Source organism: Enterococcus sp. FR204, assembly GCF_031143325.1.
Taxonomy (GTDB): domain Bacteria; phylum Bacillota; class Bacilli; order Lactobacillales; family Enterococcaceae; genus Enterococcus_B; species Enterococcus_B faecium.
Map to the genome: position 1 here is coordinate 52,498 of NZ_JAKZIW010000002.1, position 15,642 is coordinate 68,139.

The window sequence follows — 15,642 nt, forward strand, 5'->3', positions numbered from 1 at the left end:
CGTTTTTTTGTTACGACGTAGGAGTTTACCATACATTTCATTTCTTTTCACATAAAGTGTTCCTAAATTTTTCCTAAGAAAAAGAACAAAACATTTCTCATCAGCAAATGAAAAATATTTTGTTCTTTTTATCAGTTGTTCTTTTTATTTTTTATCTCTTAATTATGTTGCTCTTTCCAATACGACAATGCTTTTCATTCCTCTAGATATCGCCGTGTACATTTGTCTGCGTCTTCTTTGCTCATCTCCATCGTTTTCAAATGGATATAAGATTACATAATCAAATTCCAGTCCTTTTGCTAGACTCAAAGGAATGATTTGGCAGTTTTCTAATCCATATGAATTTTTTTTAATCGATTCTTGTAGCGTTTGGGTTTCCTCTTCTGTTTGGGTGATAACTGCCGCTTTTTCTCCTTTTAGAGAAACCAAAATCTCAGCTAGTATTTTCAACAATTCTTCAGAGGATCGAAAAGAGCGGTATTCGGGTTCTTTTCCTTGCGGTCGGATCGATACGATGTCGACTTCTCTTGATCCACAGCATAGGTTTTGAAAAGCTCTGTGATTGCTCCGCTAGAACGGTAACTATTTCTAAGATCATACCGATGGATCGGCAGATGGTAGTCGTCGAAACAACGCATAATATCAGCAAAAGTAGTGGAAGAATTAAAGATTGCCTGATTCTCGTCACCTACTAAAGTAAAGTGAGTTTTTGGAAATAATTCGATCAATAGACCTAATTGTGCCAGGGTATAATCTTGTACTTCATCAATCAATAGATAGCGAAATGCTGGTACATTTACCTTTTCAACAAGTAAATGACGAATAGCTAATATAATGACTGCTTCATCAACAGTACGTGTGGGTTGCCAAGCATAAGCTGAGCCATATCGCTTTTCATAAATTCTTTCAAACAACTGGTGCTCAGCCACCCATGCCATTTCTTCGATTTGTCTGGTTATTTTTCGATATTTTTTTTGTAAAAGTTTCCTTGCATAAGCTGCAATACTTTGTTCCGAATCATCAGAAATCAATTTACCGAATAATTCCAACTGCCTATCTTCTGTCAACGAGAGTACCTGATTCTGCACAGCAGGACTTTTTGCTTGTTTCAAAAGATGATTCTTCCATTCGCTCATCAGTGCCTTTTTCGTTGCTTGAAGCCTATCGATCAATTTAGGATGAGCAGGAACTTTCTCATATATTTTTTCGATCGTTTTTTTAGAAAGAACTGTTTTTCCATTTTTAGTAAGTCCACGGATAAAATTCGGATGATCTAAAAACAAAGGATCTGATTGTTTTAGATTATCGATAAACTTTTTGCTACGCAAACGTTCTGTCTGCTCCGATACATTTTCTCCCGTGATATGTTTGAAATAAGCCTCTTCACCTTCTATTTCCTCTGCTGAAAGCTGTGAAACCAGCTGCATGATGGTTAGATTCAGTGGATTTCTTTCACCTAATGATGGTAGGACATTCGAAATATAGTCGATAAACCGATGATTAGGTGATAGAATCAGCAAGTCATCAGATGTCATCGTATCTCGATATAAATAGAGCAGATACGCAATACGCTGCATGATAGCAGAGGTTTTACCACTTCCTGCTACGCCATTTACCAAGATATTTTGACTTTTCACATCCCGAATGATTGTGTTTTGTTCCGATTGGATCGTAGCTGTGATAGCCTTCATTTCATTGGTCTCATCTTGGCCTAAGACTTCTAATAATACGTCATCTTGAATAGCTACAGACGTATCAAAAAACTTGACCAAACGATCTCTTTCCAAAAGAAATTGTCGTCTTTCTTTAATAACCGTATCGATTTTATTTTGACGAACCGTATAAGAAGATGGACCAATCATGTTATTGTAAAAAAGTTCGGCAATTGGCGATCGCCAATCATAAACAAGATTCTCATCTGCATCATCTGTGAAATTTGCTGTACCAATATAAAAGGATTCTTGTGGCTCATTATCTAGAAAATCTACAATGACTTTTCCAAAGTAGGGACTTTTCAACAAACGTTCGATCTTTGCCAGCTGATTTTCTGCGTTTTTCTGTTTGATATTCATCTGATCGATTTCTCTATTTTTCATTTCAATCATCGAAAAAGTATCCAAATTATCTAAATAACTGTCAAAATTCAATCGAAGATCGCCAGCCATTTCTTTCAGCGACTGGTTTCCTTCTATTTTTGCCGTATCCATCGATTCCCGCAGTTCGTTTCTTTTATCGATTAGCTTTTGATACACGTTCTTCAGATATGCTTCTTCTAACTGCTTTTGTGTGTTGACCATACACATTCTCCTCTTTTTTTAAAGTGGTGGAACCGATCAGTCTACCTCTTTTAAGAGTCGAATGCAAGCTTTTTAACGAGTATTATTTGTTAGGATATATCAGTTCTTCTGGTCGGACAGTTTGATATAAAGAAAATGCACCATCAAGGTTTTTTACGTGGTAGCCAGACTGCTTCAAGATTCTTTCCGCTAGATAGCTACGTAGTCCACTATGACAGATGACGATATATTCTTGCTGGCTGTCTAATTCATCTAATCGGTCCCGAAGTTCATTCAAAGGGATATGTTTGGCTTCCTTGAATTTGCCTTTTTCCAATTCTTCTGCTGTTCGCACATCTAATAAAATTTTTCCTTTTGCTAATTCTGTCGGCAATTCATGCCATTGTACGGTTTCACTAAGCCCTTCTGCAATATTCATTGCTGCATATCCTAGCATGTTTACTGGATCTTTGGCTGAGCCAAATGGCGGTGCATACGTCAATTCTAATTCCGGTAAATCGAAGATCGTCAAATGCCCTTTGATTGCTGTTGCTAAAATATCGATCCGTTTATCCACACCTTTTGCCCCAACACCTTGTGCACCATAAATCTCGCCAGTCTCTGGATGGAAGATCAACTTCAGTAAAATATCTGTTGCTTCTGGATAATAGCTTGCATGATCTTTTCCTGACACATGAACGACTTCAAAAGACAGCTCGTTTTCTTTGGCTGTTCTTTCACTTAATCCGGTGGATGCGGCAGTCATTCCAAACGTTCGTATAATTGCTGTTCCAATACCGCCTTGATTTCTTCGAGAAATTCCGGAAATCGTGTCCGCAACTTGTCTACCTTGACGATTGGCTGGTGAAGCAAGAGAAATAAGTGCATCTTTTCCAGTGATTTGCTGTTTTACAACGATAGCATCCCCCACCGCATAAATATCAGGAATATTCGTTTGATATCGTTCGTCTACTAGGATACCCCCGCGTATACCTAATTCGATTCCAGCAGTCACTGCTAGCTGGTTATCAGGACGAACACCAATGGATAAAATAACTAAATCAGCAGGGATGGTACGCCCATCATCCAGTCGCAATCGTTTCCCGTGGTCTTCAAATCCAGCGACAGCATGAGAAGTAATCACTTCTACTCCTTGATGAGACAATTCTTTTTCTATAAAAGCTGCCATTTCTTCATCCAGTGTCGGAAGAATATGTGGTGCTTGTTCGATCACCATGACTTCTAAACCTCTTCTTTTTAGGTTTTCTGCCATTTCCAATCCGATGAATCCTGCACCAACGATCACGGCACGCTTTGGCTGTTTTTCTAATGCATGCATCACTTTATCGATATCTGGTACATTTCTAATAGAAAAAACATTGTCGGCTTCTGTTATCCCTGGAATCGATGGAACAACTGGTTTTGCACCAGGAGATAAAACCAATGCATCGTACTGTTCAATGTGTTTTTGACCCTCATGTACGACTTCTACCGTTTTGTTTTCGGGAAAGATGGCTGTCACTTCATGATTTGGACGCACATCTAAACAAAAACGAGCGGATAATGATTCTGGCGATTGGACAAGAAGATTTTCCCGTTCACTGATTTCTCCCGAAAGATAATAAGGCAAGCCGCAATTTGCAAAAGAAACATACGGTCCTTTTTCAAAAACAACGATTTCTGCATCTTCCATTAATCGGCGAAGCCGTGTAGCAGCAGACATTCCACCTGCTACACCTCCGACAATAACGATTTTCATCTTATTTCCCTCCTACTGTTCGATCAAACCATTGATTCATGCCACCACGTACATTCACTACATCATAACCAGATTTCTTTAATTCTTTAGCTGCTTGTTTACTCCTCATCCCTGATTGACAAATCACATAGACGGTCTTTTCTTTGTCTCCATCATATCTGTTTATACTTTGTAACGGAACATTTTTAGCTCCTTTTATATGCCCACCCCGGTATTCTGCAGGTGTTCTAACATCAAGTAACGCTGGATTTTCCAAAAGCTTTTCCTTTAATTCTGGGACTGTTATCGATTTTATTGATTGAAATAGCAAATTCATTTTCTGCACCTCATTTACATTTTTATAAATACCTCGTGGGGTATATTAAACAGGAGCTTTATTAATATGTCAACCAGAATGACTCTTCATTTTTTTCACTACTTTTTATATTTGCATAAAATACCGATAAGGGGTATTATCTAATTATAAAAACAGAGGAGAATGTGTTATGGAGATTGATAATAAAAATATCCTGAACCGTTTGAAACGTACAGAGGGACAAATTCGTGGTATCCAAAAAATGATCGAAGACGAAAAAGAATGTATGGATGTCATCACTCAATTAAGCGCTGTTCGTTCTAGTATTGATCGCGTAATGGGCATGATCGTTGCAGATAATCTGAAAAATTGCTTTGAGAAACCTGATAGTAATCCAGAAGAACAAGCGGCTAAACTAGAACAAGCGATCAAGATGATTATTAAAAAGTAAAGGAATGATTTCAATGAAAGTCGTTTTCCATATTGATGAATTAGAAAAATGGTCAGAAACAGGGAAAAACGTAAAAAACCTGATAAAAGCTTCTCCAGAAACGACGATTGTCGTATCTGTAAATGGCATCGCGATTACCGGTTATCTAGACTCTGCCAATGCAGAATTCTTAGATTTGCAAGGAGTCGTTTTTCACGCTTGCGCCAATGCTATGCGTGCTAATCATATTTCAGAAAGTTCTTTACCTGAACAAGTAATCGTTGTACCAGCAGGTGTCCTTGATTTAGTTGAACTGCAATCCCAAGGTTATGCTTATATCAAGCCTTAGTCAGTAGAGGTTGCGACAGAAGTGATCAGCTTCAAGAAATTTCGGCTTATTTTTCGAAGAAGCTACTTCTGGAAAACCGTGAATCAAAGGTTGCGAAAACGCTGTCCTGCATCAAGTAATAAGAACAGCCAAACAAAAATAGCTTCTCATATTTTTCGTTTGGTTGGGCTTATTACCGCAGATGCAAGCTTTTGAACACCGTTTAAGGAAGAGATTGTGAAAAAGTCGCTTAGTTTCGAGTATTAAGAAAAATTTTGTGAAAATGGCTTTCTACATTTTTGCATAAATTTGGCTTAATACCGAGAAACTGGCTTTTGAATACCGTTTATCCAGAGGTTGTGAGCCTACCATTTAACTCCGAATCACAAGAAATAATTTCAAAAACAACTTCTCCTGTTTTTGGTTTGGTTGGCTTATTATCGAGAAGTAGCTACTGGGAGTCTATTTATCAAAAAAAGGAATGCGACATAGGTCACACCCCTTTTTTATTTTCTTTGAAACATCTTTCGGTACTCGACAGCATACAAGACAAAAGATTGTAAAAGACCGTAAGTGATGACGGCAAAAATGACTCTCACCCACAGCGTTGGTAATTCTGGGAAAAGCAGCAAAAGGATCATGCCAACATAGATGACAGCAGTCGCTACTTTGCCATACCACTTCGCTCCACTTAATTTGATATTTTTAGATAGCCCGATTAATCCAGCTACAAACATAAAGCCTTCTTTTATCAAGAATAGACCAAACAACAGCCAAAGCCACGGTCGATACCATGCCATAGACAAAATCAGAAAAAGTTGTGTCAATTTATCTGCAAACGGATCAAGCACCTTCCCTAAGTCTGTTACCTGATTATATCTCCGAGCAATGACCCCGTCTAGATAATCAGACAAACCTGAGACAACAATGACCGCTCCTGCTATATAAAATGACTGTCTCAGCACAAAATAAAGATAAATTGGCAGCAAAAAAATACGGAATATCGATAAAAGATTCGGAATCGTTTGTATTTCTTTACGCCAGTCTGTGCTTAATTTCATTTTATCGCCCCACCTCCTCAGCACTCTTTTCTTTTTATTTTAGCTTACACGGGGAATAAAACCAATGATTTCACTGTTTTTATTTTTCTTTACAGCCACTGATATTATGAGCTAATTTGAGATAATCACTTGCTGTTTTCATCGTTTACTCTTCTTTCTTCCTGTCGTTTGCGCATTTCTTTTACTAGTACTTTATGAGCTTTTTTTGATCCTCGCTCTAGGTCACGCTGCCGTTTACGTGTTTTATAATCGATAAACAGACTGTCTAAATCGTAACCTGTCGGGTACAGATCTTCTGCTGAACGCACCAGACGAACACGCTGACGAGGCACGTGGATTATTTTTTTGCCTAAATATACATCAATCGTATCTTCACCTATATCTTCATAAACTAACGCTTCTTTTTGGTATTCATTGACAAATATCCGATCACCTTTTGCAAAGAGCTGGCGTTCTTTTTTATTGTCCTTCCTATTTGTAACAGCTGTCTTAGGAAGAAATTCTTTTTTCTGTGTCCGATAGGCTTTTTCCGCCAAGTAACGCTCTGCTTGATGGATCAATTTCATCGACATATCCATTTTATGAGCAATCCACAAAGCTTGGCTTTCTCCTGTTTCTCCAACCCGCAACTGATATTTAGGACGAAGTGCTTCCCGATCGAAAGCCATAGCAGCCGGCACAAAATCTTCATGATCTCCGGCGAATTTCTTGATTTCTCCATAATGGGTCGTGGCAATGATCAATGCCCCTTGCTCATATATAGATTCCATGATTGCGATCGCTAGTGCAGCCCCTTCATTTGGCTCTGTTCCACTGCCAATCTCATCTAAAAGTACCAACGTATTCCTTTTTATCTTTTTCAAAATAGCAGCGATGTTTTGCATATGACCAGAAAATGTACTCAACGCATTTTCTAAATTTTGGTGGTCACCGACATCGACGAAAATCTCATCAAAGACAGCAAGCTCTGTCCCTTCTTTTGCCGGAACTTGCATACCGAACATCGCCATCAAAGTCAATAAACCGACCGTCTTCAACACGACTGTTTTGCCTCCGGCATTTGCTCCGGTGATAATCAAGCCTCGATAGTCTTTACCGATTTCAACATCCAATGGTACCGCATGCTCAGGTAAAAATGGATGTCTGCCTTGCTTGATAATGATATGTTCTGATTTATTGATTCTAGGTGTGATTCCATTGATTTCTCGGCTAACTTTTGCCCGAGCAAAGATGATATCTAACACCGTGATCGTTTCGATCAATAAATCGATCACTTCTTCGTTTTCTGCGATAGCACCAGTTAATGCCGCCAGGACTTGATATTCTTCACTGATTTCTTCAGCTTTTAACAACTGATAGCGTTCATTCAATTTAGAAATCACAGTTGGTTCAATAAAAACCGTCGTTCTTTTATTTGATTCATCGATAATCGTTCCATCTATTTTATTTTTATAGCTGGCTTTGATAGGAATCGTATAGTATTCGCCTTTTTGAACAATCATTGCTTCTTGGATCATTTCTTTGTTTTTCGGATGACGCAAGAATTTCAGCAATTTTGACTGGATTTCTTTTTCGATTAGTTGCAATTGTTTGCGTACTTTACGCAAATTACGTGACGCGTCGTCACTGACTTTATTATTTTTTATTTTCTGGTCAATCAACTCTTCTACATTTATCAAATCAGGAAGATGTTTGCTATAAGCAAACAACAAGGATGTCTGGTATTGATTCTTATCAAAAAACTTTGTGATCATCCGACTGCTTCTAAGAAAATCCGCATATTCGATCAAATCGGTTGGCTGCAGAATCAACCCTTTTTTGACTTGTTCTGTCAGTGCATCGATCCTCGGCAACCCCATAAATGGAACATGCTGACTGCTTTCTAAGATCAAGCGTGCTTCTCTTGTTTCTTCTTGACGATCCAAGACAGTTTGTAGGTTTGTCGAGACCGTCATATCGCTGATTCGTTTTTTGCTATAGTTTCCAATTGCTCTTGCTTGAATTTCCTTTTTGATCCGATCAAATTGTAATTGACTAATCATTTCGTTGTTCATACTCTCTCCTTTTCTTGAAGAGATACCTATCACAAAATAAATAAGGGCCTAGAGATAAATAAAAGGATAGAACACAGCTTAAAAAAGTCATGTCCTATCCTTATTAGAATACAAAGATATTGTTTTCCTGACAGGTACCGTTTCATAAGCACACCAAATAAACTTTGTTTATTGGCTATTCGACTTACTGATTAGATACCAGCTACACTCACAAAACATACCCCATTCTTCTAGGTCTTATTTATTTTCCACTTAACTATAGCAAGACACATTTTGGTTGTCAAACTTTAGTATGTTTTATAGATTTACACCATTAATGAATAGACACCTACAGCGATAATTGCTCCAATCATTGGCCCTGCAATTGGTACCCATGAATATGCCCAATCTGAAGTACCTTTATTAGCTATTGGCAATACCGCATGAGCTAATCGAGGACCAAAGTCCCGAGCAGGGTTGATTGCATATCCTGTTGGCCCTCCTAATGAAAGACCGATTGCCAAGATTAATCCACCTACAGCGAATACGTTCGTTCCAGGTGCAAATTCGTTTTGTCCAAAAGCTAGCAACCCAAGAACTAATACAAATGTACCAATTAATTCTGTTATCACATTTGCTGGATAATTCCGTATAGCAGGACCTGTTGCAAACGTGCCTAAAATCGCACTTTCATCTTTCGTTGCATTCCAATGTGGCAAATAAGAAAGCCAAACAAGAATGGCCCCTGCAAAAGCTCCTAAAACTTGCGCAATGATGAAAGGAACGACAAGATTCCAACTAATTGCCCCTGTCATCGCCATAGCTAGAGAGACTGCAGGATTCAAATGAGCTGGGCCCATGAATCCAGAAATATAGACAGCCATTGTTACAGCGAGTCCCCAACCAAATGCGATGACAATCCAGCCAGAAGCCTGTGCTTTACTTTTGTTTAAATTCACAGCCGCACACACACCATCTCCAAGCAAAACTAGGATCAGTGTCCCAATAAACTCCCCCATGATTTGAGTCATATCACTGTTCATTTATTTCTCCCCCTTTAGTTCCCGCAGATCTGATTCTGCAATCAATGCTTCTAAACGTTTAGTCTGTTGCGCCTTCTCCTCTTCTGTCCACCCAAAATACCCAGCAATTGCATCGATCACAGGTTGCTTGATCTCATCAAGCTGATCTCGTTCAAACAACAGATGATTTGTACGACGAATGAGATAATCGCCTGGGGCCAAAACCATTTCTTCTTCTAATCCATAACGTAACCGAGCTGACTCAGCACGACTCAAACCAGGATAAGGTGCCATTTCTTTTGCTAATTCAAAGATACGTCGGGCATTAGTCCCGTAAAAATCAGCGATATAAGTAGCGTCTTCTTCCTCTAAGCCGGCTGCTACTCCTTCTTTTGCCAATTCTGTCACTGTTTCTTCTAATTTAGTTGGATCGAAGTTTCCACCTGAAATCTGATATTTTTTAGAGTCGATTTCTTTCGTCTCTATTCCGTATTCTTCTTTTAACAGCTGACGGATCAATCGCAAAGCTCCTTCTGCCATCTTACGGTAATCGGTGATTTTCCCGCCAGATAAAGTCAGCAAACCATCTGGTTCTCTTTCTAAAGAACTACCTCTGGAAATCGTAGAAGGTGCTTTTTCATCACGGCTGTTTTCCAAATGGTTCAGCACGTCTTCTACTTCAGCACGAGAAACTTTGTTTTCCTTATATTCACTTACTGTATCGACAACTTTATTGAAGCTCTTGTCTGAAATCGATCCATTATCTCCACCATTGTAATCAGAACCAGAATTACCAATCAACAGTGGACGAAGTCCTGCCCAGCTTGCTTCGATATCTTTCAATGTGATATTTGCTTCTGGATAGCGATGATTGATCACATCCAATAGATAATCTACATCTTCTTGTGTGACTTTCGGATCCGTAAAATCTCCTTGGTAATCCGTATCTGTCGTACCAAAATAAGTCTTGTTTTCTCTTGGAATAGCAAAAACCATCCGCCCATCTTGCTTTCCTGTATCGAAGTATGTGGGTTGCGGTACAGGCAGTTTTTTCGCATCTACAACTAAATGGATCCCTTTAGTTGGACGCATTTTAGGAGAGACTGGACGCGTAAAATTCAAGTTTCGTACTTTATCTACCCAAGGACCACTCGTATTGATCACTAATTTTGCTTTGATTTCGATCACTTCATCTGTCAGCAGGTCACGAGCTTTGACGCCAACGATTTGATCGCCATCATATAAAAAGCCAACCGCTTTCATTTTACTTACTAGATAAGCCCCATCTTCGGCAGCCTTTTTGATATTATCAATCACTAAACGGGCATCATTGTTGCGGAAATCTAGATAGACACCCGCGCCTTTTAGCCCTTCTTTTTTCAAAAACGGTTCTCTTTCCAATACTTCTTCTGGTGTCAGCGTATAATTCTCATATTTGGTTCCTGTCACATTTGCCAATTTGTCATAAAGGTCCATTGCTACTTTGACCGAGAACATATTGAAGGTTGTTGCTCCTTCTCCCTCATAGATTGGCAAAAGCATTGGATCTGGTTTTGGGATGTGTGGGGCAATACTTTGTACGACTGCACGTTCACCAACTGTGTCAGCTACTACTTCCACATCAAATGTCTTCAGATAACGAATACCGCCATGAACAAGTTTGGTCGAGCGAGAGGAAGTCCCTTCTGCAAAATCCTGCATTTCGATCAATCCTGTTTTGATTCCTGATGCTGCTGACTGTACTGCCACACCGGCACCAGTGATTCCGCCACCGATGATCAACAGATCCAATTCTTCTTGCTGCATTTTTTGAATGCTATCTTGTCTTGTCTTGTTTGAAAACATATGGATTTCCTCCTTATTCAAATGCTTGGGTAGCTTTTACTGCTTTTTTCCAACCGTTGTAAAGTTTTTCTCGGCGCTCTTCCTCCATTTGAACTTCAAATAGCTTGCCAGCTTCATAAAATTCGCGGATCTCGTCTGTATCTTTCCAATAACCGACAGCTAATCCTGCTAAAAATGCTGCCCCTAGCGCCGTTGTTTCCAAGTTTTCTGCTCGTTGGATCGGTACATTCAAGATATCTGTTTGGAATTGCATCAGATATTCATTGTTTGCTGCACCGCCATCTACTTTCAATACAGGAATCTTGATTCCAGTGTCATCTTGCATCGTATCGATGATATCTCTCACTTGATAGGCAATCGACTGCAAAGTAGCTTTAATGATATCTTCTTTTGTCGTTCCACGTGTCAAACCAAACATAGCCCCTCGTGCTGCCTGATCCCAATAAGGAGCACCCAGTCCAACAAATGCAGGAACAACATAGACCTCATCTTCGCTTGTAGAGCGTTTCGCTGCGTCTTCTGAATCGCTAGCTTTTTGCAACATTTGAAGTCCATCTCTCAGCCATTGAATCGAAGAACCAGCCACAAAAATACTTCCTTCTAAAGCATAGTAAACCTTTCCATTTATGCCGTAACCAATTGTCGTCAATAAATTATTTTTGGATAATTGCGGTTTTTCACCGGTATTCATGACAATAAATGAACCTGTACCATAAGTATTCTTGACCATGCCTGGTTCGAATGCCATTTGTCCGAATAATGCGGCTTGCTGGTCTCCTGCCATCCCTGAAATTGGTGCTTCGCTTCCATAAAAATGATAACCTTGCGTATAACCATAAACTTCTGAGTTAGAAGTGACTTTTGGTAACATCACTCGAGGAATATTTAGTAAATCTAAAATCTCCTGATCCCAATCTAGCTGATGGATATTGAACAACATCGTCCGGCTGGCATTCGAGTAATCAGTAACGTGCGCTTGCCCATCAGTTAGTTTCCATACTAACCAAGAATCGATCGTTCCAAACATCAATTCGCCTTTTTCAGCTCGTTCTTGCGCGCCTTCTACATGATCAAGAATCCAGCGTATCTTCGTTGCTGAGAAATAGGCATCGATCACTAACCCTGTTTTTTCGTGGAAAAATTCTTGATAGCCTTCATTTTTTAAGTTATCTGCAATTCCAGCTGACTGTCTGGATTGCCAAACAACTGCATGATAGATTGGACGTCCTGTATCTTTTTCCCATATTACTGTTGTTTCACGCTGGTTCGTTATGCCAATCCCAGCAATCTGATTTGGTTTGATCCCTGATTCGATGAACGCTCCGGCAATAACTGACTGTACAGAATTCCAGATTTCATTTGCATCATGTTCCACCCAACTTTCTTGCGGGAAATATTGCGTGAACTCTTTTTGAGAACTGCCGATGTGTCTTCCTTTCTTGTCAAAGATAATTGCTCGTGAGCTAGTTGTACCTTGGTCAATCGCCATGATATACGTTGATTCTGTCATTGTGATTCCCTCCATTATATGCAAACGCTTTCTTTAACTACTCTTATCATACTACTGTTTTAAAAAAAGAAACTGTCAAAATTTTATTCTTTTTTTCTTTTTTTGACAGTTTTTTATTATGAAGCTATTTTTTAATCAATTCTTTTCTTTTTTCAGCGTCTCTATTCTTCTTTTCAATCGAATAATGTCGTAAGGTGACGCAAATTCTGACAGATAATATTCACACTGTTTTTTGTTTCTCTGGCAAAATGTGATCACCAAATCATATTCTTTACCTTCTTCATAACTTCCAATCTCAATACCGCCGATTCCCCTCAGTTCTCTGATCAGATATTGTTGAAAAGCAATACGATAAATCGGCAGACTTTCTAAATCGATTCCAATCACTACTGGTTTTGCAATATAAAAATCGATCATCAAAAGAACATTGGCATACTGGATCATCAGGTAACTAAGCTCACTGCCTTCAGCTCTTTTCCTCGGCAATTGCTGCACCGCTGTTTCCTGTAGTTTCGCCAGTAACTGTGTTAAGGAATGCCCGAGCATTTTCTGCTGCTGTTCCAAAAGCCGATCACGCTCGTAGACTTCGATCTTTCCAACAAAGAAAAACCATTCATTGTTGATCTGGGAAATTTGGTAGCCTACTGCCTTTTCTTCTTTGATTTTCAAACGACGAGGACGATAATGCCATAACATCGTTTCCCGAATGTAAGTATCTAAAACAGCGGTTGGTAACTTTTTGCTCCGTGTCAAATCATACTGATAAAATATTTCTTCGTCTACTATCGAAAAAGAAACAAAAAAGCTGTAAAACATCATTGTTTCGTATACATTCAGTTCTGCTGCTGTTCGACTAAGATGCATCACGATGATTGGATCGATTGCTTGATAAAGCCGGTCCGACTGATAGAGTAATTTCTTTTCTTTCAAAGTTGCGTACGTACTTTTTTCATTCAATAGTCTTTTTTTCGTAATCCCGAGCCAGCAAGCAATCTGTGCTTCTGCTGATGCCGTAAACGTTGTTTCTAATACACGGTCCAATCCTAGAATGAACGGTCTTTTTTCTGGTGTATTTTGCAAAAAAAGCGGTCGCTGATCTTCCGGGATATATTGGAATAGTTCATAATAAAAATATCGTATCTGTAGCTCTTCTCCGTATAATTGACCGTTTTTGATTTGTAATCCAAATTCCTCTAAGAGCTGGTTCAATTCTTTGATCTTTCGAAAAACAGAAGACTCACTGATATTAAACGCTGTCGCTAATCGAATGATGGATACTTGCTGATGTTCTAATAAATAGACGAGCATCTTAAACTTCAAGCTTTCCTGCAATAAAAACAATAGAATTTTTTCCAAACTTACATCTTCGTCCAACACCAGCAGCGCCTGATACTCATTTCGCTGTACTTCTACTTTTTTTTCCATCATTCGGCCAATCAATTCAATATCTTCCAAATATTGATCAAACGAGGCTTTTGACAGTTGGACATGCTCTCTCAAACCATTGATAGAGGCTGTTCCCCCTTGCAGAACAAGGTTTCGCAAAATCAGGATCTGTAACTGCTCTTTTCTTTCTAATAATGCTTCAATCTTCATAGGCAGTATTCGCCACCTTTGACCACACCATATCTGCCACACGGTATTCTGGCTGGAAAAATAGCTCATGTTCTTCTAACTGTTCAAACGTCCATCCTTCTTCTACTGCAATTGTCAGTTGGTCAAGAAGGTGGAACATCTCTTTTTTGCTTTGGAGCTGTGCTCCAAGAATCTTTTTTTCAGAATCAAATAGAAATTTGAGTTTAACTTTGCTTTGATTTATTGCTGTAAGCTTGTATTCTACGTATCCTGTTTCAATTTTTTGGGGATAAAAAATGCTCTCTTCTTCTGTCAAACCTACGCTTCCTAAGAAATAGCCAAACCACTGATTGCCGACTGGACGATAGGTTCCCTGATCCTTTGTCTGTGAGCCACTAATTGTCTTGCTGACATTTCGTGCTGTACGGACAGCGTTATTTACTAGAGAAACATACATTTTTTCATTTGTTGGACGAAAAGTTACTTGGATCGCATCGCCAATCGCATAGACGTCTTTTTGAGACGTTTGCAAGTAGTCATCTACCCAGATCGTTCCATCATCATTCAATGTTAATTGTTCTTCCCACATCTGATTGTCGGGGCGAGAATGATTAGCCAGCAAAACAAGATCATAGTTCTCCTTTCTTTTTTCCGTCTCTACAATAGCGGTTTCATTTTCAGTCAAAGACACAACTTGTTCTTCTAAAAAAAGTGAAAGCCCTTGATTTTTCATTTCCTTTACTAACGGTTCTGTCATTTCAGGATCTAGATAACGAAAAAGAATTGACTCTCGGCTTTCGTAAAGATGGATTTGTTTTTTTCTTGATGCCAAACCTTCAGCTATTTCGATTCCTGCTTGTCCTGCACCAATAATTGCAATTTTCTTTGCATTCATGATCTTTTGCTGAAGAGCCGTTACGTTTTGTATCTTTTTAACTGGATGAATAAGCGTTGATTCTGCAGAAATATTTCGAAACTTTTGATTTGAACCAGTCGCTAGAATCAAACGATCAAAATCCAATTTTTTTCCTCCTGCTAAAACGACTTTTTTTTCTTTCAATCCTATTACTGTCTTTTCTGTGTAAACATGGATTCGATAGCGGTCAGTCAGTTCTTCTTTCGTGATCCAAGAAAGTTGTTTTTCACTGGTAACCTTTCCTTTTAATATCAAATTGAACCCGCTGGGAATCCATCCTAACTTCGATTGCTTTTCAATCAAATATATTTCACTTGTTGGCATCAATTGGCGAAGATAAATAGCCGCATGAATCCCTGCAAACGACCCGCCGACAATTACAATGTTCATCTGCATTCCTCTTTCTTATAAGGTGTTCTACTGCTAACTTCTCAATCAGAAAACACAGTATTCATAACTCGCTTTCAACCTTATGATACATAGCGATGCAGCAGAATCAACCCTCTCCATCATACCGTGTTCTAGGTCTGTTTCTCAATAATATACTAGTGGACCTAATTGAAGAGTATCATTTCTGAAGAGATGTTTCAAA

11 protein-coding genes and 1 pseudogene are annotated in these 15,642 nt (G+C 39.0%); 2 read left to right on the forward strand and 10 right to left on the reverse strand.

Annotated elements, in window-relative coordinates:
- Positions 1-162 precede the first annotated feature (162 nt).
- The 3 genes and pseudogenes from RG571_RS00970 to RG571_RS00980 all read right to left on the reverse strand — a co-directional run bounded on the left by RG571_RS00970 (position 163) and on the right by RG571_RS00980 (position 4,351).
- Positions 163-2,297, reverse strand: a pseudogene (locus RG571_RS00970) (HelD family protein).
- 82 nt (positions 2,298-2,379) lie between these two features.
- Positions 2,380-4,035, reverse strand: coding sequence for an FAD-dependent oxidoreductase (locus tag RG571_RS00975; RefSeq protein WP_114635004.1), 1,656 nt, complete (start codon positions 4,033-4,035; stop codon positions 2,380-2,382).
- A gap of 1 nt (position 4,036) precedes the next feature.
- Positions 4,037-4,351 carry a rhodanese-like domain-containing protein gene (locus RG571_RS00980; RefSeq protein WP_002294651.1) on the reverse strand — a complete coding sequence of 105 codons (315 nt, stop codon included), beginning with the start codon at positions 4,349-4,351 and terminating at the stop codon, positions 4,037-4,039.
- 169 nt (positions 4,352-4,520) lie between these two features.
- On the opposite strand from RG571_RS00980, the gene RG571_RS00985 reads away from it, so the two are divergent.
- Both RG571_RS00985 and RG571_RS00990 read left to right on the forward strand, forming a co-directional pair.
- A complete protein-coding gene (locus RG571_RS00985; protein WP_002294653.1) occupies positions 4,521-4,781 on the forward strand; it encodes a metal-sensitive transcriptional regulator in 261 nt (86 codons plus the stop codon).
- Between the two features lie 13 nt (positions 4,782-4,794).
- Complete coding sequence (locus tag RG571_RS00990; RefSeq protein WP_002321527.1) at positions 4,795-5,109, forward strand: DsrE family protein; 315 nt, start codon at positions 4,795-4,797, stop codon at positions 5,107-5,109.
- A 485-nt stretch (positions 5,110-5,594) separates the two neighbouring features.
- Here the strand turns inward: RG571_RS00990 and RG571_RS00995 are convergent, their stop codons facing one another.
- The 7 genes from RG571_RS00995 to RG571_RS01025 form a co-directional block, all read right to left on the reverse strand.
- Positions 5,595-6,149 carry a CDP-alcohol phosphatidyltransferase family protein gene (locus tag RG571_RS00995; RefSeq protein ID WP_002294657.1) on the reverse strand — a complete coding sequence of 185 codons (555 nt, stop codon included), beginning with the start codon at positions 6,147-6,149 and terminating at the stop codon, positions 5,595-5,597.
- Positions 6,150-6,274: 125 nt separating this feature from the next.
- Positions 6,275-8,203 (reverse strand): endonuclease MutS2, encoded by a 1,929-nt coding sequence (locus tag RG571_RS01000; RefSeq protein WP_131774615.1) that lies wholly within the window; start codon positions 8,201-8,203, stop codon positions 6,275-6,277.
- 305 nt (positions 8,204-8,508) lie between these two features.
- Positions 8,509-9,225 carry an MIP/aquaporin family protein gene (locus RG571_RS01005; protein WP_002292560.1) on the reverse strand — a complete coding sequence of 239 codons (717 nt, stop codon included), beginning with the start codon at positions 9,223-9,225 and terminating at the stop codon, positions 8,509-8,511.
- Positions 9,226-11,049: a type 1 glycerol-3-phosphate oxidase gene (gene glpO, locus RG571_RS01010; protein WP_002317146.1), complete on the reverse strand. Its 1,824-nt coding sequence runs from the start codon at positions 11,047-11,049 to the stop codon at positions 9,226-9,228.
- Positions 11,050-11,062: 13 nt separating this feature from the next.
- Positions 11,063-12,559: a glycerol kinase GlpK gene (gene glpK, locus RG571_RS01015; protein ID WP_002294668.1), complete on the reverse strand. Its 1,497-nt coding sequence runs from the start codon at positions 12,557-12,559 to the stop codon at positions 11,063-11,065.
- 135 nt (positions 12,560-12,694) lie between these two features.
- Entirely contained in the window at positions 12,695-14,155 is a 1,461-nt protein-coding gene (locus RG571_RS01020; protein ID WP_002339544.1) for a helix-turn-helix domain-containing protein, read from the reverse strand.
- Positions 14,145-15,440: an FAD/NAD(P)-binding oxidoreductase gene (locus RG571_RS01025; protein WP_308947759.1), complete on the reverse strand. Its 1,296-nt coding sequence runs from the start codon at positions 15,438-15,440 to the stop codon at positions 14,145-14,147. Before RG571_RS01025 ends, RG571_RS01020 begins: the two co-directional genes overlap by 11 nt.
- Positions 15,441-15,642: the final 202 nt, after the last annotated feature.

Coding starts and splice junctions, on each gene's coding strand:
- RG571_RS00980 (WP_002294651.1), bottom strand. CDS start 4,351: ATGAATTTGCTATTTCAATCAATAAAATCGATAACAGTCCCAGAATTA.
- RG571_RS00990 (WP_002321527.1), top strand. CDS start 4,795: ATGAAAGTCGTTTTCCATATTGATGAATTAGAAAAATGGTCAGAAACA.
- RG571_RS01020 (WP_002339544.1), bottom strand. CDS start 14,155: ATGAAGATTGAAGCATTATTAGAAAGAAAAGAGCAGTTACAGATCCTG.
- RG571_RS00975 (WP_114635004.1), bottom strand. CDS start 4,035: ATGAAAATCGTTATTGTCGGAGGTGTAGCAGGTGGAATGTCTGCTGCT.
- RG571_RS00995 (WP_002294657.1), bottom strand. CDS start 6,149: ATGAAATTAAGCACAGACTGGCGTAAAGAAATACAAACGATTCCGAAT.
- RG571_RS01005 (WP_002292560.1), bottom strand. CDS start 9,225: ATGAACAGTGATATGACTCAAATCATGGGGGAGTTTATTGGGACACTG.
- RG571_RS01000 (WP_131774615.1), bottom strand. CDS start 8,203: ATGAACAACGAAATGATTAGTCAATTACAATTTGATCGGATCAAAAAG.
- RG571_RS01025 (WP_308947759.1), bottom strand. CDS start 15,440: ATGAACATTGTAATTGTCGGCGGGTCGTTTGCAGGGATTCATGCGGCT.
- RG571_RS00985 (WP_002294653.1), top strand. CDS start 4,521: ATGGAGATTGATAATAAAAATATCCTGAACCGTTTGAAACGTACAGAG.
- glpO (WP_002317146.1), bottom strand. CDS start 11,049: ATGTTTTCAAACAAGACAAGACAAGATAGCATTCAAAAAATGCAGCAA.
- glpK (WP_002294668.1), bottom strand. CDS start 12,559: ATGACAGAATCAACGTATATCATGGCGATTGACCAAGGTACAACTAGC.